The following is a 24,636-nucleotide window of genomic DNA, read 5'->3' as shown; positions in this document are numbered from 1 at the left end:
AGCACCAAACCTGCGGCCTCGCGCTTGAACTCGGGCGTGAAAGAACGACGTTGTTTGCTCATGGAACACCTCTGTGTGGCGATCATCTTCGCCTAAAAAGGTGTCCGGGGTGAGTGGACCACTACAGCTCTTTATCGCGGCCATGGCGGTTCGCCGATGGGACCGCTCCTGCGGAACTCGGGCGTTCTGCTGATCGCGGCCATGGGCCGCTCCTACAAGGAGTTGCTACCGCTTACTCCAATGCTGCGGTGGCTGATCGAACCGAACGCCAGCTCGGATAGCCCCCTCTCCCCTTGGGAGAGGGCTGGGATGAGGGTGCTTCCTTGTCACGAAGTCTTCCGTGGAAAAGGCTGCGCCGTTTTCCACGCTACGTGGCTAACGCTCTTTATCGCGGCCATGGCGGTTCGCCGATGGGACCGCTCCTGCGGAACTCGGGCGTTCTGCTGATCGCGGCCATGGGCCGCTCCTACAGGGAGTTACTACCGCTTACTCCAATGCTGCGGTGGCTGATCGAACCGAACGCCAGCTCGGATAGCCCCCTCTCCCCTTGGGAGAGGGCTGGGGTGAGGGTGCTTCCTTGTCACGAAGTCTTCCGTGGAAAAGGCTGCGCCGTTTTCCACGCTACGTGGCTAACGCTCTTTATCGCGGCCATGGCGGTTCGCTGATGGGACCGCTCCTGCGGAACTCGGGCGTTCTACTGATCGCGGCCATGGGCCGCTCCTACGGTGGCGTCCGCGCCTGTAGGAGCGGCCCATGGCCGCGATAAGACCGTTGCTCCTACGGCCATATCGGAGCCTGTAGGAGCGGCCGCAATTGCCTTGAAAAAACCGGCGACAGACCTACTCGTTGCGCCCCAACCGTTCCACCTCCTGCAGCCAGCGCAGCCGCTGCTCCTCGTCCGCCGCCCGCACCGGCGAGTACTCATGAACCTGCAGCACCTGGATGCCACAGGCTTCGAGACCTTCCTGGATGCCCTGGCGATGGGGCGCCTGGTTGCGCAGGCGCTGCCAGGGGGAGGGCGGGGTGTCGGAGGTGACCAGCAACTCGGCGCTGCGGCCGGTCAGCAGCGGCTCGCCGCCCCAGGTCTGGTCGCGCTGGGCAAAGGCGAAGCCCGGTTGCAGCACGCGCTCGAGAAAGCCCGCCAGCACCGCCGGCAGGCCGTTCCACCACACCGGGTAGATGAACACCAGGTGCTCGGCCCAGTGGATCTGTCGCTGGGCTTCCAGCAGATCCGGCTCCAGCGTCTGCGAGAGGTCATAGCCCTCGCGCAGCACCGGATCGAACTGGGCGTCGGCCAGCTTGAGCTGGCGCACCACCTGGCCACTGGCCTGGGCGCCCTGGACATAGGCATCGGCCAGCGACTGGCAGAAACTGGTGCGCTTGGGATTGCCCTGGATGACCAGCAGACGCCGGCCATCCCCTTCCAGCGGCGTGGCGCCGCGCGCCTCAGCCACGGCCACCGGCTTCCAGCATGGTTTCCGGACGTACCCACTCGTCGAACTGCGCATCGGTCAGGTAGCCGAGCTCCAGCGCGGCGGCGCGCAGGGTCTTGTTCTCGGCATAGGCCTTCTTGGCGATCTCGGCGGCCTTGTCGTAGCCGATGTGCGGATTGAGCGCTGTCACCAGCATCAGCCCCTGTTCCAGGTGCTCGGCCATCTTGTGCTCGTCCGGCTCCATGCCGGTGACGCAATGGGTGTTGAAGTTGCGGCAGCCATCGGCCAGCAGGCGAATGGATTCCAGCACGTTGTGGGCGATCACCGGCTTGTAGACGTTGAGCTGCAGATGGCCTTGGCTGGCGGCGAAACCCACGGTGACGTCGTTGCCGATCACCTGGCAGGCCAGCATCGACAGGGCCTCGCACTGGGTGGGATTGACCTTGCCCGGCATGATGGAGCTGCCCGGTTCGTTGGCTGGCAGTTTCACCTCGGCGAAACCGGCGCGCGGACCGGAACCCAGCAGGCGCAGGTCGTTGGCGATCTTCATCAGGGCCACGGCCAGGGTCTTGAGTCCGCCGTGCAGGGCCACCAGCGGCTCATGGCCGGCGAGGGCGGCGAACTTGTTCGGTGCGGTGACGAAGGGCAGACCGGTGAGTTCGGCGATCTCCTTGGCGATGGCTTCGTCGAAGCCCTTGGGCGCGTTGAGACCGGTGCCCACGGCGGTGCCGCCCTGGGCCAGTTCCAGGACCGCCGGCAGGGCGTTGCGAATGGCCCGCTCGGCCAGATCCAGCTGGGCGACGAAGGCCGACAGCTCCTGGCCGAAGGTCACCGGGGTGGCGTCCATCATGTGGGTGCGGCCGGTCTTGACCAGGTTCTGGTAGCGCGCCGATTGCAGCGCCAGGCCGCCGGACAGCTCGGCGATGGCCGGCAGCAGGTCGTTCTGCACCGCCAGGGCGGTGGCGATGTGCATGGCGGTGGGGAAGCAGTCGTTGGAGCTCTGGCCGCGGTTGACGTGGTCATTGGGATGGACCGGCTTCTTGCCGCCCATGCCGTTGCCGGCCAGCTCGTTGCTGCGCCCGGCGATGACCTCGTTGACGTTCATGTTGCTCTGGGTGCCGCTGCCGGTCTGCCAGACCACCAGGGGAAACTGGTCGTCATGGAAGCCGTCGAGGATCTCGCTGCTGGCCTTCTCGATCAGGGTGGCGACGTCTTCCGGCAACTCGCCTAGGCGCAGATTGACCCGCGCGGCCGCCTTCTTCACCGTCGCCAGGGCATGCACCACCGCCAGCGGCATCTGCTGGTTGCCGATGGCGAAGTTTTCCAGCGACCTCTGGGTCTGGGCGCCCCAGTAGACGTCGTCGGCTACTTCGATGGGGCCGATGCTATCGGTTTCGGTGCGGCTCATGGCGGTCTCCGTTGATGAGATAGGGTCCAGCCAACTTGGGCAGCAGGTTAGCGCCAGGGTTCCCAAATGGGAAGTGTTCTCAAATGGCTGCGGATCCTCGCCAAGTTCAGGCCAGGTTCAGCCGCTCTGTGGCACACTCGCGGTCCATTTTCAGCCTCCTGAAGGATGCCCATGAAGAAGACCCTCCGTACGCTTGGCGCCGTCGTTGTGCTCGCCAGCGCCAGCAGCTTCGCCCTGGCCGATGCCAAGAGCCACGCGGCCGACGCGGAGCGCTTTCTCAAGCTGGCCAACGCCGACAAGCTGACCACGCCGGTCTATGCCCAGGTCCAGCAACTCTTCGCCCAGCATTTCGAGCAGGCCAAGGCGCCGGCCAAGAAGGCCGTGCTGGAAAGCTACACTGCCCGCGCCAACCAGGCGCTGGACAGCACCATCGGCTGGGAAAAGATCAAGCCCGAGATGGTCAAGCTGTACACCGACAACTTCACCGAAGACGAGCTGGAAGGCCTGATCAAGTTCTACCAGTCCGATCTGGGCAAGAAGATGATCGCCACCCTGCCGCGCCTGTCGGCGCAGTCCGCCCAGCTGACCCAGGCCAAGCTGGAGCAGGCGGTACCCAAGGTCAACGGCATCCTCGCCGAGATGGACAAGGAGCTGGGCGTGAAGCCGCCGGCCGGTGCCGAGAACGCGCCGCCGCCCGCCAAGCGCTGATTCCCACCGTTGCCACGAAGCCCGGACCCGTTCCGGGCTTCGTCGTTTATGGGCCGACCGGAGCGATTCCGGGCGGGCCGCCAGCCCGTTAGAATGCGGGTTCTCACAGTCGAGGTATCCCCATGAGCATGCGCGAACGTATCCAGTCCAGCCTGGGCCTGTTGCAACCCGAGCACCTGGAGGTGCTGGACGAAAGCCACATGCACAGCCGCGGCCAGGAGACTCACTACAAGGCGGTGGTGGTCAGTCCACACTTCGCCGGTCTCAACGCGGTGAAGCGCCACCAGAAGGTCTACGGCACCCTGGGCGAACTCATGGGCCAGTTCCATGCCCTGGCGCTACACACCTACACCCCGGAAGAGTGGGCGGCCCAGGGGCAGGCACCGGATTCGCCCACCTGCCGCGGCGGCAGCAAGCACGACCTGGCGGGTTGAGTCCCGCCAGCCCTGTTCAGCGACAGCCTGTATTGGTTAAAATTTGATCGGCGCCGGCATCCTTGCCGGCGTTTTCGTCTAACCGGTCCGCCCTTTGCGAGGGCGACCCCTGGGAACCCGAAGATGACCGACAAGATTGTCGTGGCGGCCTTGTACAAGTTCGTCACCCTGGACGACTACGTCCAATTGCGTGAACCCCTGTTGCAGACCCTCCTGGCGAACGACGTCAAGGGCACCCTGCTGCTGGCCGAAGAGGGCATCAACGGCACCGTCTCCGGCAGCCGCGAAGGCATCGACGCCGTGCTTGCCTGGCTGCGCGCCGATCCGCGCCTGGTCGACATCGACCACAAGGAATCCTACTGCGCCGAGCAGCCCTTCTATCGCACCAAGGTCAAGCTGAAGAAGGAGATCGTCACCCTGGGCGTGCCCGGCGTCGATCCCAACCGCCGCGTGGGCACCTATGTCGAGCCCCGGGACTGGAATGCCCTGGTCGACGATCCCGAGGTGCTGGTGATCGATACTCGCAACGACTACGAGGTGGGCATCGGCAGCTTCAAGGGCGCCATCGACCCCAAGACCAAGAGCTTCCGCGATTTCCCGGCCTATATCCGCGAGCATTTCGATCCCCAACAGCACAAGAAAGTCGCCATGTTCTGCACCGGCGGCATCCGCTGCGAGAAGGCGTCGAGCTTCATGCTGCAGGAGGGCTTTCCCGAGGTCTTCCACCTCAAGGGCGGCATCCTCAAGTACCTCGAAGAGGTGCCCGCGGCCGAGTCGCGCTGGGAGGGCGAGTGCTTCGTCTTCGACAACCGGGTGACCGTGACCCATGACCTCGCCGAGGGGGTCTACGACCAGTGCCATGCCTGCCGCACGCCGGTCTCGCCGGAAGACATGCAGTCGCCGCACTATAGCCCCGGCATCACTTGCCCGCACTGCTGGGATTCGCTGTCGGAAAAGACCCGCGCCGGCGCTCGCGAGCGGCAGAAGCAGATCGAGCTGGCGCGTCTGCGCAACGAACCTCACCCCATCGGCCGCGATCCGCGGCTCAACGCCACGCCCAGCCTCGAGGAGGTCTAGGATGACCGGTCGCCTGCTCTATGTGATGGATCCCATGTGCTCCTGGTGCTGGGGCTTCGCTCCGGTGGTCGAGCGCCTGGCCGAGCGGGCGGCTGCCCAGGACATTCCCCTGCAGCTGGTGGTCGGCGGCCTGCGCCGCGAGCGGGTGGCCCAGGACACCGCCAGCCGGGTGCGCACCCTGGCCTACTGGCAGGCGGTGCAGGACACCACCGGCCAGCCATTCGCCCTCGACCAGGGCCCGCCGGAAGGCCTGGTGTACGACACCGAGCCGGCCTGCCGCGCACTGGTCGCCGCCCGCCAGCTCGACGAAGAGGCCGTCTGGCCGCTGGCCAAGCGCATCCAGCGGGCCTTCTATGTCGAAGCCCTCGACGTCACCCAGCCGGCGCTGCTGGTGGAGCTGGCCGAGGCCTGTGGCCTGCCGCGCATCGAATTCGCCCCGCTGTTCGACGGTGAGGCGGCGCACCAGGCCACCCAGGCCGACTTCGACTGGGCACTCAATCTGGGCATCGCCGGTTTCCCCACGCTGCTGGCCGAGCGGGACGGCCAGCTGGCGCTGATCACCAACGGCTACCAGCCGCTGGACGAACTGGAGCCGCTGCTGGACGCCTGGCTCAGCCGCGGCGCGCAGCCGGCGTGACCCTGGTCATCGACGAGCGCCTAAGGCTGCCCGAGCAGGAAATCCAGCTCACCGCGGTGCGTGCCCAGGGCGCGGGTGGCCAGAACGTCAACAAGGTCTCCAGCGCCGTCCACCTGAGATTCGACATCCAGGCCTCGTCGCTGCCGGAAGCGCTCAAGGCGCGCCTGTTGGCCCTGCACGATGGGCGCATCAGCCGTGACGGCGTGGTGGTGATCAAGGCGCAGCAATACCGCACCCAGGAGCAGAATCGCGCCGACGCCCTGGAGCGCCTGGCCGCGCTGATCGCCGCCGCCAATGTCCAGGAAAAGCCGCGCCGACCCACCAAACCCACCTACGGCTCCAAGCAGCGCCGTCTGGAAGGCAAGTCGCGCCGCAGCGGCCTCAAGGCCAGTCGCGGACGGGTGGATTTCTAGGGGCGCGCGAGCCTGAGCTAGCGCACCACGATCAGCGCGCTGCCGGCCGCTTCCAGCATGTTGCGGGTGTTGCTGCCCATGAAGAAGTGGCGCAGGCGGGAGTGGCCGAAGGCACCCATCACCACCAGCTCCAGGCCGTGCTGCTTGCGATAGCGCTCCAGGCCCAGTTCCACGTCGCCGTCGGTGATGGCGGTGGTGACCGTGCGGCCCCCGGCCCTGAGTTCGTCGGCGGCGCGGGCGAGGGCGGCGCGGCGTTCTTCGCGGTCGCGGCCGACGGTCACCAGGTGGCAGGCCAGGCCGTCGAACAGCCGGCAGTTGGCCACCCAGGTCACCGCCTTGCGGGCGCTGCTGCTGTCGTCATAGGCCAGCAGCACGCCGTCGGGTTTGACGAACAGGTGGCCGGCCACCAGCAACGGGCGATGCAGGAGGCGGATGGCGCTCTCCAGATGGCGACCGATCAGCCGCTTGGGCGGGCTGTCCTCGCCCTGACGGCCCAGCACGATGAGGTCGAAATCCTCCTGCAGACTCTCCAGCGAACCTATCAGGTCACCGTGCTGCAGCACGGCGCCGGCGCAGCGCGCCTGCTGCTCCTCTACCCGCAACTGGGCGGCATCGAGCAGCAGCCGACCCTGGTCTTCGGCGAGATTGCCGCGCTGGGCGTCCAGGGCGGCCAGCTCGGTGAGCAGGTGTTCGCGGTTGACCAGCAGCGGCGGCGTGGCCTGGCCCGGCCGCGGGAAGCGGCGCTGATCCAGCACATGCAGCAGGGTGAGCGGGGCATCCAGGGCGAGCCCCGCCCAGGCGGCGAAGTCGCAGACGGCGGCGCTGACGGCCGAGCCGTCGAGGCAGGCAAGGATCTTGGACATGGCCGCGGGTCTCCGGGAGCAGGACATTGCTGGGAAAGACCCGGCGGCGCCGTTTCGGGTTCAATCGCCGAGGGCGAGGTCGTCCGTCACCCCGCCGCGACGCAGCAGCTGCTTGCAGCGTTGCGACAGGTGCAGCACCCGCACCCGCTTGCCGGCCTTGGCATAGCGCTCGTGCAGGGTGTGCAGCGCCGCCACGGCGGAATAGTCGACGAAGCTCAGGTGGCGGCAGTCCACCACGACCTTCGCGGGATCGCCGGCCGGATCGAACTGGTTGAGAAAGGTGGCGGTGGAGGCGAAGAACAGGGTGCCGTGCACCTGGTACCTCTTGCTGCCGTCGGCCTCCAGGTGGCTGTCGGCATAGAGCCGGCGGGCATGCTGCCAGGCGAAGTTGAGCGCGGCCAGGACGATGCCGCAGAGCACCGCGGTGGCGAGATCGGCGAAGACGGTGATCACGGTCACGGCGACGATCATCAGCATGTCGCTGCGTGGCACCCGGTGCAGCACCCGCAGCGAGGCCCAGGCAAAGGTCTGCTGGGCGACCACGAACATGGTGCCGACCAGCGCCGCCAGGGGAATGCGCTCGATCAGTGGCGAAAGAAACAGCACGAAGAGCAGCATCAGCACGCCGGCGACCACCCCCGACAGCCGGCCACGGCCACCTGAACTCAGGTTGATCATGGTCTGGCCGATCATGGCGCAACCGCCCATGCCGCCGAACAGCCCCGAGGCCAGGTTGGCCGCGCCGAGCGCCACGCACTCGCGATTGGGGCGGCCGCGGCTCTCGGTGATCTCATCGGTGAGATTCAGGGTCAGCAGGGTCTCCAAGAGGCCGACCAGGGCCATCAGCACCGCATAGGGCAGGATGATCTGCAGGGTTTCCAGATTCCAGGGGATGTCGGGCAGCGCCAGCCGCGGCAGGCCGCCGGCGATATGGGCCATATCGCCCAGGGTACGGGTCGGCAGATCGAGGAAATGCACCGCCAGGCCGACGCCGAGGATGGCGGCCAGGGCCGGCGGCACGTCGCGGGTCAGGCGCGGCAGGAGCCAGATGATGGCCATGGTCGCTGCGGTCAGGCCGATCATCAGGTACAGCGGGGTACCGCTGAGCCAGGTCTCACCCTGCTTGAAGTGCTCCAGCTGGGCCAGGGCGATGACGATGGCCAGGCCGTTGACGAACCCCAGCATGACCGGGTGCGGCACCATGCGGATCAGCTTGCCCAGGCGCAGGAGACCGAAGCCGATCATCAGCAGGCCGCCGAGCACCACCGTGGCCAGCAGGTACTGCACGCCGTGCTGCACCACCAGGGCGATGATGACCACCGCCATGGAGCCGGCGGCGCCGGAGACCATGCCGGGGCGGCCACCGAAGAGGGCGGTGAGGGTACAGATGAAGAAGGCGCCATAGAGACCCATCAGCGGATTGAGATGGGCGACCAGGGCGAAGGCGATGCACTCGGGCACCAGGGCAAAGGACGTGGTGAGACCGGCCAGGATGTCGGCGCGGGGAGAGACACTTTTCATGGCGTATCCAGAACGGGCGATGGCACGGCGGGGCGCGATCGCGGAGAGACGACAGGGCAGCAAGACACGGGCAGCCGCCGCAGGGGCGGTTACCGGGGGAGGGGTGGTGCTATGGCGGCGTCGGCAGGCGCTTGGACATGGTGAGGGGGTCCGAAGGCATCGCGAGGAAAGTTAGCGAGCTTAGCATGACTTTCCAGCGCTGCCGAATCGACGGGATCGATGGACCGCTCTACCGGACGTCTTTCGCCAGGCCTTGACCTTGCACATCCGCTGGATGAGCGGCCGCGATCCGCTGCCCACTCGCCACCCCGTTCGTCAGACCGTTGGTGGATCAGGAGACGGAAGGCCGACTTCCATTGATCGGCGACAACAGCGAAGCGCTCGATAAGTCAGACGGTTGGGTTACTCTCTGTGCAGGGTCCGGCTACGCACCGGGCCCAGCCTGAACGAGGATAAGAACCGTGGATATGAACCGTCGGCAATTCTTCAAGGTCGCTGGAGTCGGCCTTGCGGGATCCAGCCTGGCGGCGTTAGGCATGGCTCCCACAGCCGCCTTCGCCGACCAGGTGCGCCAATTCAAACTGGCGCACACCGTGGAAACCCGTAACACCTGTCCTTACTGCTCGGTCGGCTGCGGCCTGATCATGTACAGCATGGGCGACCGGGCCAAGAACGTGGCCCAGAACATCATTCACATCGAGGGCGACGCCGACCACCCGGTCAATCGCGGCACCCTCTGCCCGAAGGGCGCCGGCCTGCTGGATTTCATCCACAGCCCCAATCGCCTCAAGTACCCCGAAGTCCGCAAGCCGGGCAGCAACGAGTGGACCCGCATCAGCTGGGACGAGGCGCTCGGGCGCATCGCCACCCTGATGAAGGAAGACCGCGATGCCAACTTCATCGCCACCAACGACAAGGGCCAGACGGTCAATCGCTGGCTGACCACGGGCTTTCTGGCCGCCTCGGCGTCCTCCAATGAAACCGGTTATCTGACGCACAAGATCGCACGGAGTCTGGGCCTGCTGGCCTTCGACAACCAGGCGCGCGTCTGACACGGCCCGACGGTGGCAGGTCTTGCCCCGACGTTTGGCCGTGGTGCGATGACGAATCATTGGAGCGACATCAAGAACGCCAATCTCGTCCTCATCATGGGCGGCAATGCCGCTGAAGCCCATCCGTGCGGCTTCAAATGGGTCACCGAGGCCAAGGCGCACAACAACGCCCGGCTGATCGTGGTCGATCCGCGTTTCACCCGTTCCGCCTCGGTGGCGGATTACTACGCGCCGATCCGTACCGGCAGCGACATCGCCTTCCTGGGCGGGCTGATCAATTACCTGATCACGAACGACAAGATCCAGCAGGATTACGTCCGCAACTACACCGACGCCGGCTTCCTGGTGAAGGAAGGCTTCACCTTCGAGGACGGCCTGTACAACGGCTACGATGCGGAGAAGCGCACCTACACCGACAAGGTGAACTGGGGCTATCAGATCGGCGACGACGGCTTCGTCAAGATCGATCCGACCCTGCAGGATCCGCGCTGCGTCTTCCAGTTGATGAAGCAGCACTACAGCCGCTACACCCTGGAGGTGGCCAGCCAGACCTGCGGCACGCCGCCCGAGGCGATCCAGAAGGTCTGGGCCGAGATCGCCGAGACCTCGGCGCCCGGTCGCGTCATGACCATCCTCTATGCCCTGGGCTGGACCCAGCACTCCATCGGCGCGCAGATCATCCGCTGCGGTGCCATGGTGCAACTGCTGCTGGGCAACATCGGCATGCCCGGTGGCGGCATGAACGCCCTGCGCGGTCACTCCAACATCCAGGGCCTTACCGACCTGGGTCTGCTGTCGATCCAGCTGCCTGGCTACCTGACCATCGGCGGTGACGGCGAGCAGGACTACAACGCCTTCATCACCCGCCGCGCCAGCAAGCCGCTGCGCCCGGGGCAGCTGAGCTACTGGCAGAACTACGGCAAGTTCCACGTCAGCCTGATGAAGGCCTGGTACGGTGACAAGGCCACCAAGGACAACGACTGGTGCTACCACTGGTTGCCCAAGGTCGATGTCACCGGCGCCGGCTACGACGTCCTGCGTTACTTCGACATGATGGGCAAGGGCCAGGTCAACGGCTATGTCTGCCAGGGCTTCAACCCCATCGCTGCCTTCCCCAACAAGGCCAAGGTGATGCGCGGGCTGTCCAAGCTCAAGTGGCTGGTGATCATGGACCCGCTGGCCACCGAGACCTCCGAGTTCTGGCGCAACCACGGCGATCACAACGATGTGAACACCGCCGAGATCCAGACCGAGGTGTTCCGCCTGCCCACCACCTGCTTCGCCGAGGAAGACGGTTCCCTAGTCAACTCCAGTCGCTGGCTGCAGTGGCACTACAAGGGCGCCGAGGCACCCGGCGAAGGGCGCAGCGACATCGCCATCATGTCCGAGCTGTTCCTCAAGCTGCGCGAGGCCTATGCCCGGGAGGGCGGGGCCTTCCCCGATCCGATCCTGGGGCTGTCCTGGCCCTACGCCAAGCCCGAGGAGCCGGCGCCGGAAGAACTCGCCAAGGAGTTCAACGGCTACGCGGTCACCGATGTGCTGGATGCCAAGGGCGCGGTCTCGGCCAAGGCCGGGCAGCAACTCGCCGGTTTCGGCCAGCTGATGGACGATGGCAGCACGGCGTCGGGTTGCTGGATCTTCTGCGGGTCCTGGACCGAACAGGGCAACCAGATGGCGCGGCGCGACAACAGCGATCCCTTCCACATGGGGCAGACCCTGGGTTGGGCCTGGTCATGGCCGAACAACAGACGCATCCTCTACAACCGCGCCTCCTCGGATCTCCAGGGCAAGCCCTGGGACCCGAGCAAGAAGCTGGTGTGGTGGAACGACAAGGCGCAGAAGTGGGGCGGCACCGACGTGCCGGACTACAAGATCGACGCCAAGCCGGCCGATGGCATGAGTCCCTTCATCATGAACCCCGAAGGGGTGGCGCGCTTCTTTGCCCTGGACAAGATGGCCGAAGGGCCCTTCCCGGAGCACTACGAGCCGTTCGAGACCCCCATCGGCGTCAACCCGCTGCACCCCAACAACCGCAAGGCCCTCAACAGCCCGGCGGCGCGGGTGCTCAAGGATGACTGGGCGGACTTCGGCGATCGCAAGGATTTCCCCTATGCGGCCACCACCTACCGCCTGACCGAGCACTTCCACTACTGGAGCAAGCACTGCCGCCTCAACGCCATCATCCAGCCGGAGCAATTCGTCGAGATCGGCGAGGTGCTGGCCAAGCAGAAGGGCATCGCCGCCGGTGATCTGGTGCGCGTCACCTCCAAGCGCGGCCACATCGTCTGCAAGGCGGTGGTGACCAAGCGGATCCGTCCGCTGCAGGTCAACGGCGAGACGGTGCACCACGTCGGCATCCCCATCCACTGGGGCTTCTCCGGTGTGGCGCGGATGGGTTACCTGGCCAACACCCTGACCCCCTTCGTGGGTGATGGGAACACCCAGACGCCCGAGTTCAAGTCGTTCCTGGTCAACGTGGAGAAAGCGTGATGGCAAGCCAAGATATCTATGCCCGCTCCGCGACCACCACGGCCTATCCGTCCGTGCGTAACCAGGCGGAAGTGGCCAAGCTGATCGATGTGTCCAAGTGCATCGGCTGCAAGGCCTGTCAGGTCGCCTGCTCGGAATGGAACGAACTGCGCGACGAGGTGGGCCATACCCACGGCACCTACGACAACCCGGCGGACCTCACCGCGGACTCCTGGACGCTGATGCGTTTCACCGAGCACGAGGACGAGGCCGGCAAGCTGGAGTGGCTGATCCGCAAGGACGGTTGCATGCACTGCGCCGAGCCGGGCTGCCTCAAGGCCTGTCCGAGTCCGGGGGCCATCGTCAAGTACGCCAACGGCATCGTCGACTTCAACCAGGATCACTGCATCGGTTGCGGCTATTGCATCGCCGGTTGCCCCTTCGACATCCCGCGGATCTCGAAGAAGGACAACAAGGCCTACAAGTGCTCGCTGTGTTCGGACCGGGTCGGGGTCGGCCTGGAGCCGGCCTGCGTGAAGACCTGTCCGACCGGCGCCATCACCTTCGGCACCAAGGACGCCATGAAGGAGCACGCCGCCGAGCGCATCGTCGATCTCAAGAGTCGCGGCTACGAGAACGCCGGTCTGTACGACCCGGTTGGGGTAGGGGGCACCCACGTCATGTACGTGCTGCACCATGCCGACCAGCCGCAGCTGTACAACCACCTGCCCAAGGACCCGACCATCAGCCCCACCGTGGGCCTGTGGAAGGGCTTCACCAAACCTCTGGCGCTGCTGGCCATGGGCGCGGCGGTGCTGGCCGGCTTCTTCCACTACGTGCGTGTCGGCCCCAACCGGACCGATGACGACGACGAGGTGGTCGAGGCGCCGCCCCGTCCCGAGGGCGATGCGCCCCGGGGCGAGGTCAAGCAGCTGAGTCCGTCCGTGCAGATCTTCGATCCGCACGACAAGCAGCCCTAGCAGGGGTACGCCCCCGGTTTGACCGGGGGCGTCCTGGGAGATCGAGATGAAACCTGAAATCCAGCGTTACAACGCCAACGAGCGGACCAACCACTGGATCGTGGCGATCCTGTTCTTCATGGCCGGGCTGTCGGGACTGGCGCTGTTCCATCCCGCGCTGTTCTGGCTTTCGAACCTGTTCGGTGGCGGCACCTGGACGCGCATCCTGCATCCCTTCATGGGTGTGGCGATGTTCGTGTTCTTCGCCTTTCTGGTGATCCGCTTCTGGCGGCACAACAAGATCGGTCGCGAAGACGCCCAGTGGCTCAAGCAGATCAACGACGTCCTGAACAACCGCGAGGAAAAGCTGCCGCCGATCGACAAGTACAACCCCGGGCAGAAGATCCTGTTCTGGGTGCTGCTGGCCTGCATGCTGGTGCTGCTGATCAGCGGCGTGGTTATCTGGCGGCAGTACTTCGCCCACCTGTTCCCCATCCCGGTGATCCGCCTGGGCGCCCTGGCCCATGCCGTCGCCGCCTTCGTGCTGGTGCTGTCGATCATCGTGCACATCTATGCCGGGATCTGGATCAAGGGTTCGGTGACCGCGATGATGACCGGCTGGGTGAGCCGGGCCTGGGCCAAGAAGCACCACTCGCTGTGGTACGAGAAGGTCACCCGCGAGAAGAAGTGAGCCCTTTGCTGTTGGGCTTCGCTGCGCTCAACCCAACCTACGGATAGGTGCGCATGATTTCCCCCGCGCACCGATCTGACCCCCTCTCCCTCCGGGAGAGGGTTGGGGTGAGGGGCAGGGTGCCCAACACCCCAACCCGCCCGCTATCCTGAATCCTCTCTCTTCCACCGTTCTGCTAAGGAGCCCTGCCATGGCGGGCCAGATCCTCGAGCCCGGCGAAATCGAAGCCGCGGCCGTCAATCCCGATTTCATCCTGCTGCCCGGTGGCGAGCTGTTCGGCTATCGCGCCGACCGCCTGCGCCTGCTGGCCGCCGGTAATGCTCTGGGCGACTACCTGTTGCTGATGGCCGAGGTGTGCGAGGCCCAGCAAGGGGTCTTCGACCGCCTCGCGCCCCTGCCGCTGGACGAGGCGCGCAGCGCCCGGAGTCTGCAGCACGGTCTGCCACCCCTGGGCTACGACACCCTGGTCCGCGAAGGCGACTGGCTGCCCGCGCTGGATGCCCTGCTGGAGACCCTCACGCTCTCTCAGGCACCGGTGCAGGCCGCCCTGGACGAACTGCGCCAGACCGACGCCGGCCAGCGCAAGGCCTGGGCCATCGCCCTGCTGGCGGGCAGCTACGAGCTGGTGCCGGCCGGCGTGGTGCCCTTTCTCGGCGCCGCCCTGCAGGTGGCCTGGACCCACTGGCTGCAGCGCAGCGACTTCAGCGCCCTGCGCGAACAGGGCAGCCAGACGGCCTGCCCCTGCTGCGGTGCGCCGCCCATGGCCGGGGTCATCCATCACCTGGGCAAGGCCAATGGCCTGAGGTACCTGACCTGTTCGCTGTGCGCCTGCGAGTGGCACTTCGTGCGGGTCAAGTGCAGCCACTGCGAGACCGGCAAGGGGCTCGGCTATTACTCCCTGAGCACCGACGACGCCAATGCCCAGAAGGCCCCGCTGCGCGCCGAGACCTGTGCCCACTGCAAGACCTACCTCAAGCACCTCTATCGCGACCACGACGCCCGCAGCGAACCCCTGTCCGCCGACCTCGCCAGCCTGGCGCTGGACGTGCGCCTGGCGGAAGAGGGCTACCAGCGTCACGCGCCCAACCTGCTGTTCGCCCCGGGCTAGACCCGGCACGGCGACCGCCCGGGGCAGGGCGGTCGCCGCCGCTTCTGTTTCCGCATATGGCGGGCTGCCCGGGCCCGGCCCTCGCTGGCGCACGCAGCCCTTTTCCACTTCGTGAAGCCAAGCCGCGCGAACCTCGGCGAAGCGGTTGCTAACGTTGCTTATCGCGCCAAGAGTCGCTCGAGGGTGCCCTGTCACCTGAGGGTCATCTTGCAGAGCCAGTCTATCGAGGGGCACAAAACCTTCTATCACGCCGGGCGGCGAAGCCGTCTAGTATGGAGATTGCGCCGCTTCGTCGGTGTGCCCATCTGATGAGGGGATAACAATGACCGCAACGTCCGCTTCGCCCATGGTGGGGCTCTCTCTGGAGCCGGCTCGATGCCGGCCTCGGCGCCTGTCGAGCCCCTAGGCCGACGCGACTGGAACCACGCCTTCTGCAGGCCGTGCTGCTGTCGCGGCTGACAACCGGATGAACAAGACCCTGAGGTAGCCAAGAAGATGTCGACCGAATCCAAGTGCCCGTTCAATCACGCCGCCGGCGGCGGTACCACCAACAAGGATTGGTGGCCGAACCAGCTCAATCTCAACTTCCTGCACCAGCATTCTTCGCTCTCCGACCCGATGGGCGAAGAGTTCGACTACGCCACCGAATTCAAGAGTCTCGACCTGGAAGCGGTGAAGGCGGACCTGCGCGCCGTGATGACCGATTCCCAGGACTGGTGGCCGGCCGACTTCGGCCACTACGGCCCGCTGTTCGTGCGCATGGCCTGGCACAGCGCCGGCACCTATCGCGTTGGTGACGGCCGTGGCGGCGCCGGTCAGGGTCAGCAGCGCTTCGCGCCGCTCAACAGCTGGCCGGACAACGTCAGCCTGGACAAGGCGCGCCGGCTGATCTGGCCGATCAAGCAGAAGTATGGCCGCAAGATCTCCTGGGCCGACCTCATCGTCCTCACCGGCAACGTCGCCCTGGAATCCATGGGCTTCAAGACCTTCGGCTTCTCCGGCGGTCGCCAGGACGTCTGGGAACCGGACGACGCCGTGTTCTGGGGTTCGGAAACCGTCTGGCTGGGGGGCGATGTCCGCTACGGCGAGCACAAGCAGATGGAGCAGCCCGGTGACGGCGTGTTGACCGCGCAGCCCGAGCAGCATCCGGTCGAGCAGAGCCGCAACCTGGGTTCCAGCCGCATGCTGGAGAATCCGCTGGCTGCCGTGCAGATGGGCCTGATCTACGTGAACCCCGAAGGTCCCAACGGCAACCCCGATCCGGTGGCCTCGGCCCACGACATCCGCGAGACCTTTGGCCGCATGGCCATGAACGACGAGGAAACCGTCGCCCTGATCGCCGGCGGTCACGCCTTCGGCAAGACCCACGGTGCGGGCCCGGCCACCAGCGTCGGCGCCGAGCCGGAAGCGGCCGACCTGGAACAGCAGGGCTTCGGCTGGCAGAACAGCTATGGTACCGGCAAGGGCGCCGACACCATCACCAGCGGCCTCGAAGTGACCTGGACCTCCACGCCGACCCGCTGGAGCAACGAATACTTCGAGAACATGTTCAAGTTCGAGTGGGAGCTGTTCAAGAGCCCGGCCGGTGCCCACCAGTGGCGGCCGAAGGATGGCGCCGGTGCCAATGCCGTGCCCGATGCCCACGATCCGAGCAAGCGGCACCAGCCGACCATGCTGACGTCTGACCTGGCGCTGCGCTTCGATCCGGCCTACGAGAAGATCTCCCGGCGCTTCCTGGAAAATCCCGACCAGCTGGCCGATGCCTTCGCCCGCGCCTGGTTCAAGCTGACCCATAGGGACATGGGCCCGCTGGCCCGCTACCTGGGCCCGGAAACCCCGGCCGAAGAGTTGCTCTGGCAGGACCCGCTGCCCAAGGCCACAGGTGCGCCCCTGGGCGAAGCCGAGGTCAAGGCGCTCAAGGACAAGCTGGCCGCGTCCGGCCTGAGGGTGTCCGAACTGGTGGGTACCGCCTGGGCGGCCGCGGCCAGCTTCCGTGGTTCCGACAAGCGGGGCGGCGCCAACGGCGGCCGGCTGCGCCTGGCGCCGCAGAAGGATTGGGAAGTCAACCAGCCGGCGCAACTGGCCAAGGTGCTGGGTGTGCTGGAGGGTATCCAGCGCGACTTCCAAGGTCAGGGCAAGCAGGTGTCCATCGCCGACCTGATCGTGCTGGCCGGTAGCGTCGGGGTGGAAAAGGCCGCCCAGGCGGCGGGTCATTCGATCACCGTACCCTTCACCCCGGGCCGCGTGGATGCCTCCCAGGAGCAGACCGACGTCGAGTCCTTCGGGCACCTGGAGCCCTGGGCCGATGGCTTCCGCAACTACGTGGGCGGTCAGTTCAAGGTCAAGCCGGAATTCCTGCTGGTGGACAAGGCGCACCTGCTGAACCTGACCGCGCCCGAGCTGACGGTACTGCTGGGCGGCCTGCGTGTGCTGGACATCAACGTCGGCGGCGCCAAGCACGGCGTCTTCACCCAGCGGCCGCAGACCCTGACCAACGACTTCTTCGTCAACCTGCTGGACATGGCCACCGAGTGGAAGGCCACCGGTCCGGACAAGGCCACCTTCGAAGGTCGCGATCGCAAGACCGGCGCCGTGAAGTGGACCGGTACCCGGGTCGATCTGGTGTTCGGCTCCCACGCCCAGCTGCGCGCCCTGAGCGAGGTCTATGGCAGTGCCGACGCCCAGGAGAAGTTCGTCAAGGACTTCGTCAAGGTGTGGACCAAGGTGATGGAGCTGGATCGTTTCGATCTGCGTTGATCGCCGCGCGGTGACTAGAACGCCTCCTTCGGGAGGCGTTTTTTTTGGTCTTGCAGCCGCACCGCCATTCATCGGCGATCAGTGGTGATTTCGCTGGAGTCAGCGTGCTAGAGGGGTTTCGACTGCCGCTTCGCTGCTTCCTGCCAGCCTTAAGCAAACCCTAAGCGCACCTTAAGGAGCGCGTAACCCGGGAGATACAAACTGCGCTAAACAACCAGAGGCTGTCCCCATGGAAGCGCTTGCCGAACTCTCCCTCAGTCTGGTCGAAGGTGCCGTGCGCCCCGAGCTGTGTCGCGACGAAGTCCTCGCCGATCTGTTCGAGGCCACCGCGGCGCGGGCGCCCGAACGACCGGCGCTGCTCGAAGGCGAGCGCAGCCTGAGCTATGGCGAGCTGGACGCCTGGGCCGACCGCGCCGCCTCGCGGCTGCTGGCCGCCGGTGCCGGTCCGGGGCGGGTGGTTGGCCTCTGGCTGCCGCGCGGCATCGAGCTGCTGGTGATGCAACTGGCCATCGCCAAGACCGGCGCCGCCTGGCTGCCCTGCGACGCCGAAACCCCGGCCGATCGCGTGGCCCTGTGCCTGGAAGACGCCCAGGCGGTAGGCGTGATCACCGGGGCGCCCTTCGCCGATCTGCTGGCGCGCCCCGGGTTGCACTGCTGGACCCCCGACGCGCTGAGCGTCGCCCTGGGCCAGGGTGAAACCCTGCGCCGGCGCGGCCTGGTCTCTCCGGACAACCTCGCCTACCTGATCTACACCTCCGGCTCCACCGGCAAGCCCAAGGGCATCGGCATCCGCCAGGACAGCATCTGCCACTTCCTGCGCAGTGAGAATTCGCTGCTCGGCATCGAGGCTGGCGACCGGGTCTACCAGGGTTTCTCGGTGGCCTTCGACATGTCCTTCGAAGAGATCTGGATCAGCTACCTGGTGGGCGCCACCCTTTGGCTCGCGCCGCGGGAGATCACCGCCGATCCCGAAGCGCTGGCCCGCGCCCTGACCGCCAATCGCATCAGCGTGCTGCACGTAGTGCCGACGCTGCTGGCGCTGCTGCCGGAAGACGTCCCCAGCCTGCGCCTGATCAACCTCGGCGGCGAGATGTGCCCCGAGCCCCTGGTGGCGCGCTGGAGTCGGCCGCAGCGGCGGCTGTTCAACACCTATGGTCCGAGCGAGGCCACCGTCTCGGCGAGTCTGGCACAGCTGCAACCGGGCGAGCCGGTGACCATCGGCCGGCCGCTGCCCAACTACAGCCTGCTGGTGGTGCCTGCCGATGCCAGCCAGCCGCTGGCGCTGCTGCCGCGCGATCAGGTGGGCGAACTCTGCATCACCGGTCCCGGCGTGGCCGACGGCTACCTGGGCCGCCCGGAGTTGACCGCCGAGAAATTCCTGCCCAATCCCTGGAGCACCGGCAGCCACGACCTCAAGCTCTATCGCACCGGTGACCTGGCGCGGGTCGACGAACACGGCCAGGTGCACTGCCTGGGCCGCGTCGACGACCAGGTGAAGATCCGCGGCTATCGCGTCGAACTGGGCGAGATCGAAGCCACCCTGGCCCGGCAACCCGGGGTCGGGACCGTGGCCGTGGTGCTGCGCGAAGAGGGCGGCGTGGAGCAACTGGTGGCCTTCCTGGTCGGCGATGGCGGCCCGCTGCCGCGCAGCGATCTGTTGCGGACCGAACTGGCCGGCTGCCTGCCGTTGTACATGGTGCCGAGTCGCTTCGAATGGCTCAGCGAGATGCCGCGGCTGAATTCCGGCAAGATCGACCGCAAGCAACTGCGCGCGCGCCCGCTGGCCATCGCTGCGGTGGCGCCGGTCGCCCCGGCCAGTGGCGCCCTGGGTGCGCTGCTGGCGGCCACCGCCGAACTCTTCCCCGGTCAGCCGCTGCACGCCGAGATGGATTTCTTCGACGACCTGGGCGGGCACTCGCTATTCGCCGCGCGGCTGGTCTCGCGGCTGCGCCAGGACCCGCGCTATGCCAGCGCCACGGTCAAGGCGGTCTATGCCGGCCGCACCCTGGGCGCCATCGCCGAGGCCCTGGAAGCCGACGCCGCCGAGGCGGGCGCAACGACGGCCACCGAGGCCTGGGCGCCGCCCAGCCGCTGGCGGCGCTGGCGCTGTGGCCTGGCCCAGGCGGTGGCCCTGCCGCCGCTGCTGACCCTGCGCCTGGGTCGCTGGCTGGCACCCTTCCTGGCCTTCCCGCTGCTGATCCATTCCGGTACCGCGCTGCCCCTGGCGATGCTGACCGCCCTCAGTCTGTTCGTCCTCGCCATCGGCCTGGAATTCGCCGTGGCCGTGGTGGGCAAGCGCCTCACCGGCCGCCTGCAGCCCGGTCGCTATCCGCTCTGGGGGCTGACCTACTACCGCTGGTGGCTGGGCGAGCGCTTCCTCGCCCTGGCGCCGGCCTACCTGCTCAGTGGCTCGCCCCTGGCACGGGGCTGGCTGCGCCTGCTCGGGGCTCAGGTCGGCGCCGAGGCCTTCGTCGGTACCCTGACCCTGCGCGTCCCCGAGTTGCTGACCCTGGGGCAGGGCGCCAGCCTGGGCAACGGCGTCAATTTCGAAAATGCCCGGGTGCTGCGCGGCGAATTGCTGCTCGGCGCCGTGACCCTGGGGCGCGAAGCCCAGGTCGGATCCTATGCCATCCTCGAAGGCGACACCGCCCTCGGTGACGGTGCGCGCCTGCAGGCCCAATCCGCCCTGCGCAGTGGTCAGCGCATCCCCGCCGGCCGCAACTGGGGCGGCGCGCCGGCCCACGACCAGGGTGCCGCCGGTGCCCGTGTCCTGCCGCCGGCCCCGGTGTCCCGTGTCCAGCGTGCTCTGCTCAAAGGCCTCTATGCCCTCAGCGGCCTGGTGGTCTCGGTGCTGTTCTTCATGCCGCTGTTTCCCCTGGCGCTGCTGATCGACGAACTGGAAAGCTTCGGGGGGCTGCCCTGGTGGCGCACCTCTTCGCTGCTGCTCGATGCCCTGCAATACGGTGTCCTGGCCCTGCCATTGGGCGTGGTCAGCGTCGCCCTGACCCTGCTCGGCTGCGCCCTGGCGCGGCGGCTGATCCTGCCGCGGCTGGAAGAAGGCCAGTGGTCGATCGACAGCCTCTTCTACTGGCGCAAGTGGCTGGCCAACCTGATCCAGGAGTCGGCGCTGCAAAGCCTGCAGGGCCTCTATGCCACCGTCTATTCGGCGCTCTGGTATCGCCTGCTGGGTGCCCGGGTCGGTCGCGATGCGGAGATTTCCACCGCCCAGGGCCCGGTCTCCTCGCTGCTGGAGCTGGGCGCCGAGACCTTTATCGCCGATGCCGTGATGCTGGGTGACGAACAGGTCGCCCAGGGCTGGATGACCCTCAGACGCACCTCCATCGCCCGGCGCAGTTTCGTCGGCAACGGCGCCTATGTCGCCGACGGCTGCCACATCCCCGAAGACGCCCTGATCGGTGTTCTGGGTCGACTCGACGAGGGTGTGCCCCTGCGCCAGGGCGAAACCTGGCTCGGCTCGCCGGCGGTCCGGCTGCCGGCGCGGGAAACCCTGACCGGCTACCCGGAAAGCCTGACCTTCCGCCCGGCCCCCTGGCGACGGGTGGCGCGTGGCCTGATCGAAGCCCTGCGCATCGTGCTGCCCACCGGCTTCACCGTGGCCGCCGGCTGCGCCATCGCCGAGGCCCTGGTGCCGCTGTGGCAGCAGGGCGCCTGGTTGCAACTGCTCGGCGAAACGCTGCTGGCCGGCAGCGCCTTCGCCCTGGCCAGCTTCCTGGTCGTGCTGGGGCTCAAGTGGCTGGTGGTAGGCCGTTATCGCCCGCGTTCGGCACCCATGTGGACCTTTTTCGTCTGGCGCAGCGAGGCCATCACCAGCCTCTACGAAACCCTGGCGGTGCCCAATCTGCTCGGCGCCCTGCGCGGCACGCCCTGGCTGCCGCTGGCGCTGCGCCTGCTCGGCGCCCGCCTGGGTCGCGGCACCTACCTGGATACCACCGACCTCACCGAATTCGACTGCGTGCGCCTCGGTGACCACGGCGAACTCAACGCCCTGGCCGGTCCCCAGACCCATCTGTTCGAAGACCGGGTGATGAAGGTCGGCGAGGTGGAGCTGGGCAAGGGCGTCAACCTGGGGCCGCGCAGCGTGGTGCTCTATGGCGCCCGCGTCGACGACGACGTGGAACTGGGCCCGCTGTCGCTGGTGATGAAAGGCGAAACCCTGCCGGGTCGCTCGCGCTGGGAGGGTAACCCCGTTCAGCCCCGGCGCTAGGACTGTCACACAACCATAAAGACAGCCCTGGATACTCCGCCCCGTACAACAATGACGGGGCAAGGCGATGACGGCGTGGGTACGACGGATCAGGATCGGACGGACCGGCTGGCTGCTGGGCCTGGCCCTGCTGCTGGCACTGGGGGTGACCCAGGGCCTGCGCAGCAGCCATCTGGACAGCCAGTTGCTGTTCTGGCTCGGCCAGCAGTGGCAGAGCGAACCCCGAACTTCCTTGGACCTCGGTCGCTACCGGGTGGCGGTGGAAGCCAAGCCGGTGGCCGGCGTCACCGAGAATCTGTCCGACCTCAGCTATGACCCGGAGCGGGATCGCCTCTGGGCGGTGATCAACAATCCGCCGGAGTTGCTGGCCCTGAGCCGGGACGGCGAGCTGCTGCAACGCCATCGCCTGGAAGGCTTCGACGACGTCGAAGGCGTGACCTATCTGGGCCACGACCGCCTGCTGTTGGCGGAAGAGGGTGCCAACGCCCTGACCCTGGTAGGCATTCCCGAGGGCGACGACGTGCTCCGGCGCAAGGACTACCGCAGCCTGACCCTGGATCTCTTCCCCCGCGCCAACCAGGGTTTCGAAGGCCTGGACTATGACGCCGCCCGCGATCGCCTGTTCGTGGTCAAGGAGCACTCGCCGCGCAAGCTCTATGAAATCCGTGGCCTGCTCAGGAGCTTCGACGGCGACTTCGCCCTGCGCATCATCGATCGCCAGGCCTGGCTGGACCAGGCGCCCAGCACCGGCGACCTGTCCGCGGTCCATGTCGATCGCCGCACCGGCCACCTGCTGCTGCTCAGCGACGAGTCGCGGGTGCTGATCGAACTCGACGACCAGGGCCATACCCTGGATACCCGTTCCCTGGTGGCGCCCTTCGGCGGCCTGTCACGGCGGATCCGCCAGCCCGAAGGCGTCACCCTGGATACCGCCGGCAACCTCTATGTGGTCAGCGAGCCCAATCTGTTCTATCGCTACCAGAAGCGCTGATCAGACGCCGCCCAGTCGCTCCAGCACGGCGGGGGTGTCCTGGGCGCCCATGGCGCGGGCCACGCTCAGCGCCGTGTTGCCGGCAGCGTCCCGGGCCTTGGGATCAGCGCCGCGGGCGACCAGCAATTCCACCATCTGCACGTGATTGAACATGGCCGCCATCATCAGCGCGGTCTTGCCGTCGGGCATGGCGCCCTCCACGGCGGCGCCGTGCTCCAGCAGCAGTTCGGCCATCGGTAGGTTGTTCTTGAAGGCCGCCCCGGCCAGGGGCGACTGGCCCATGTCGTTGGCGAGGTTCGGATCGGCCCGGTACTCCAGCAGGACACGACTGGCCTCCAGGTGACCGTGGTAGCTGGCCAGCATCAGCAGGCTGTCGCCCTTGTGATTGCGCAGATTGGGCGTCAGCCCCTTTTCCAGCACCAGGGCCAGCACCTCGGCATTGCCGGTGCGCGCGAGGTTGAACACCTCGGTGGCGAATTCCTGGGCTTCTTCATCGGTCATGCGCTGGGGACCGTCTGCGGTCATGGGGTTCTCCTGGGCTAAGGCGGACGGGACCCTCGGGGTCCCGGACGATAGGAGGGCAGACCCGAACGGCAGGAGGGAGTTCTCTCGCGGCGGCGAAACAAGGCCGCCGCGAGCCGGCTAGCCGAAGGTGGCGTGGGTCTCGGCGAAGGCCTGCAATTCCGCCACGCTGTAGTTGCCGACCATCAGCACCGGGCCATGGGCCGTGCCGATCTGCGCCGGCAGGGTGTCCAGAAAACCACCGGTAGGGGTCACCCCGAGGTTGGTGTATTCGGCGGCCGGCAGATGGAATTCGGCGATCAGGCGCGCCGCTTCGGCGATTCCGGCGGCCACGCTGAGCGGATGCAGGGCCGCCCCTAGCGGATTGACCTGGCCACCGTTGTCGCCGTTGAACAGGTGGCCGACCTTGGCCGCCGCCTGGGTCAGGTCGTGCTGGTCGGCCTGGGCACCGATCAGGAACAGCGAGCCATAGTGGGGCAGGCTGCCGCCACCCTCGGCCTGGCTGACGAAGCTCGGCGCGAAGGGCTGTTCGCCGCGGATGTCGGAGCTGTAGTTGGCCACCGGATCGCCCAGGGTGACCACATTGACGAAATTGCCCCCATGGCCCACGGCCTGAGCATCGCGGGGAATGCCCGAGGCCTCGAAGCTGATGCCGCCGAGACCGGTCTGCTGGGCGACGTAGGCCGCCGAGATGCCACCCAGGGAGTGGCCGGTGACGAAGATGTCCTGGGTGCCATAACCCTGCTTGGCCGCCGCCTCGATCACCTGGTGGGCGAAGTCCAGCGACTGCCGCTGGGCGCTGGAGACCTGCTGGCCGAGGATCTGCAGATCGCTCAGCAGGCCACCGGCGGTAGAGAGGGGATCGATCAGCAGATTCTCGCCTCTGGTGGTGCCGGCATAGGTGATGAGCACCTGGTTCTCGGCGGTGATCCAGGTATGGGCCGTGGCGCCGTTGAGCGAGTTGTGCAGCGTCAGCTGATGGCCATCGACCAGGAACGGCCGCATGCCGTCGGGCGTGCCACCCAGTACGTACTCGCTGATGGCGCCGTTGAGGAATTCGCTGACGGTGGGGGTGCTGGCCGAGTGGGTCTGCGCCAGCGGCGTGGCCGCGGCGCTCTTCAGCGTGTGCAGGTAGGTGAAGTTGCCGAGGCTGACGATGTCGCTGTTGTCGAGCAGGCCATCGCTGGCCCAGAGGGAGGATTTCTTGGACATGACGGCACCTTTGTTATTGTCGTGAGGTGGACGTGGTGGCCAGGGCTCTCCACGCCAGGATCGCGATAGGCGCCTGGGAAGAGCCCGCGAAACCATCCTAGGACGGGCTCTGGCACGCGGCAAACCGGGAACCCGGGGGTCATTTCCGGACGCCCC

18 protein-coding genes are annotated in these 24,636 nt (G+C 66.9%); 12 read left to right on the top strand and 6 right to left on the bottom strand.

The features are described 5' to 3' along the window. Positions 1–839 precede the first annotated feature (839 nt). The gene (locus CFE50_RS13645) at positions 840–1,460 is read right to left on the bottom strand and encodes an NAD(P)H-dependent oxidoreductase (protein WP_007162355.1); all 621 of its coding nucleotides are present in this window, start codon (positions 1,458–1,460) and stop codon (positions 840–842) included. Then, entirely contained in the window at positions 1,447–2,841 is a 1,395-nt protein-coding gene (locus CFE50_RS13640; RefSeq protein WP_007162356.1) for a class II fumarate hydratase, read from the bottom strand. The genes CFE50_RS13645 and CFE50_RS13640 overlap by 14 nt, the downstream gene beginning before the upstream one ends. Positions 2,842–3,012: 171 nt before the next feature. Between CFE50_RS13640 and CFE50_RS13635 the strand changes: the two genes are divergently transcribed. The 5 genes from CFE50_RS13635 (at position 3,013) to arfB (ending at position 6,110) form a co-directional block, all read left to right on the top strand. Beyond that, the gene (locus tag CFE50_RS13635) at positions 3,013–3,549 is read left to right on the top strand and encodes a DUF2059 domain-containing protein (protein ID WP_037006907.1); all 537 of its coding nucleotides are present in this window, start codon (positions 3,013–3,015) and stop codon (positions 3,547–3,549) included. 122 nt (positions 3,550–3,671) lie between these two features. Continuing rightward, positions 3,672–3,983, top strand: coding sequence for a BolA family protein (locus CFE50_RS13630; protein WP_007162358.1), 312 nt, complete (start codon positions 3,672–3,674; stop codon positions 3,981–3,983). Positions 3,984–4,106: 123 nt separating this feature from the next. Beyond that, positions 4,107–5,060 (top strand): oxygen-dependent tRNA uridine(34) hydroxylase TrhO, encoded by a 954-nt coding sequence (gene trhO, locus CFE50_RS13625; protein WP_286734304.1) that lies wholly within the window; start codon positions 4,107–4,109, stop codon positions 5,058–5,060. A gap of 1 nt (position 5,061) precedes the next feature. Beyond that, a complete protein-coding gene (locus CFE50_RS13620) occupies positions 5,062–5,697 on the top strand; it encodes a DsbA family protein (protein ID WP_286734301.1) in 636 nt (211 codons plus the stop codon). Continuing rightward, positions 5,694–6,110 carry an alternative ribosome rescue aminoacyl-tRNA hydrolase ArfB gene (gene arfB / locus CFE50_RS13615; protein ID WP_502694699.1) on the top strand — a complete coding sequence of 139 codons (417 nt, stop codon included), beginning with the start codon at positions 5,694–5,696 and terminating at the stop codon, positions 6,108–6,110. The genes CFE50_RS13620 and arfB overlap by 4 nt, the downstream gene beginning before the upstream one ends. Before the next feature lie 17 nt (positions 6,111–6,127). On the opposite strand, the gene CFE50_RS13610 is transcribed toward arfB, so the two are convergent. Together CFE50_RS13610 and CFE50_RS13605 are read right to left on the bottom strand one after the other, a co-directional pair. Continuing rightward, a complete protein-coding gene (locus tag CFE50_RS13610) occupies positions 6,128–6,973 on the bottom strand; it encodes a universal stress protein (protein ID WP_286734298.1) in 846 nt (281 codons plus the stop codon). Between the two features lie 60 nt (positions 6,974–7,033). Next, positions 7,034–8,494 (bottom strand): SulP family inorganic anion transporter, encoded by a 1,461-nt coding sequence (locus tag CFE50_RS13605; RefSeq protein ID WP_286734295.1) that lies wholly within the window; start codon positions 8,492–8,494, stop codon positions 7,034–7,036. A gap of 461 nt (positions 8,495–8,955) precedes the next feature. Here CFE50_RS13605 and fdnG point away from each other — a divergent pair, with 461 nt between their 5' ends. The 7 genes from fdnG (at position 8,956) to CFE50_RS13570 (ending at position 22,746) form a co-directional block, all read left to right on the top strand. Beyond that, complete coding sequence (fdnG, locus tag CFE50_RS13600; protein ID WP_286734294.1) at positions 8,956–12,036, top strand: formate dehydrogenase-N subunit alpha; 3,081 nt, start codon at positions 8,956–8,958, stop codon at positions 12,034–12,036. Then, entirely contained in the window at positions 12,036–12,995 is a 960-nt protein-coding gene (fdxH, locus tag CFE50_RS13595) for a formate dehydrogenase subunit beta (RefSeq protein ID WP_286734292.1), read from the top strand. Before fdnG ends, fdxH begins: the two co-directional genes overlap by 1 nt. A gap of 46 nt (positions 12,996–13,041) precedes the next feature. After that, positions 13,042–13,665, top strand: a complete 624-nt coding sequence (locus CFE50_RS13590) for a formate dehydrogenase subunit gamma (protein WP_286734288.1) — start codon at positions 13,042–13,044, stop codon at positions 13,663–13,665. A 190-nt stretch (positions 13,666–13,855) separates the two neighbouring features. Next, positions 13,856–14,773 carry a formate dehydrogenase accessory protein FdhE gene (gene fdhE, locus CFE50_RS13585; RefSeq protein WP_286734286.1) on the top strand — a complete coding sequence of 306 codons (918 nt, stop codon included), beginning with the start codon at positions 13,856–13,858 and terminating at the stop codon, positions 14,771–14,773. 495 nt (positions 14,774–15,268) lie between these two features. Beyond that, positions 15,269–17,530, top strand: coding sequence for a catalase/peroxidase HPI (gene katG / locus CFE50_RS13580; protein ID WP_286734284.1), 2,262 nt, complete (start codon positions 15,269–15,271; stop codon positions 17,528–17,530). 229 nt (positions 17,531–17,759) lie between these two features. Next, the gene (locus CFE50_RS13575) at positions 17,760–21,755 is read left to right on the top strand and encodes a Pls/PosA family non-ribosomal peptide synthetase (RefSeq protein ID WP_286734283.1); all 3,996 of its coding nucleotides are present in this window, start codon (positions 17,760–17,762) and stop codon (positions 21,753–21,755) included. A 67-nt stretch (positions 21,756–21,822) separates the two neighbouring features. Beyond that, positions 21,823–22,746 carry an SdiA-regulated domain-containing protein gene (locus CFE50_RS13570; RefSeq protein ID WP_286734281.1) on the top strand — a complete coding sequence of 308 codons (924 nt, stop codon included), beginning with the start codon at positions 21,823–21,825 and terminating at the stop codon, positions 22,744–22,746. Here the strand turns inward: CFE50_RS13570 and CFE50_RS13565 are convergent, their stop codons facing one another. Further along, complete coding sequence (locus tag CFE50_RS13565; RefSeq protein WP_286734280.1) at positions 22,747–23,271, bottom strand: ankyrin repeat domain-containing protein; 525 nt, start codon at positions 23,269–23,271, stop codon at positions 22,747–22,749. A 117-nt stretch (positions 23,272–23,388) separates the two neighbouring features. Next, a complete protein-coding gene (locus CFE50_RS13560) occupies positions 23,389–24,480 on the bottom strand; it encodes a hypothetical protein (protein WP_145248582.1) in 1,092 nt (363 codons plus the stop codon). Positions 24,481–24,636: the final 156 nt, after the last annotated feature.

The sequence above is a fragment of the Pseudomonas sp. PGPPP4 genome, from assembly GCF_002256045.1.
In the GTDB taxonomy this organism is placed as follows: domain Bacteria; phylum Pseudomonadota; class Gammaproteobacteria; order Pseudomonadales; family Pseudomonadaceae; genus Chryseomonas; species Chryseomonas oryzihabitans.
This window is presented reverse-complemented; position numbering and strand designations above follow the sequence as displayed.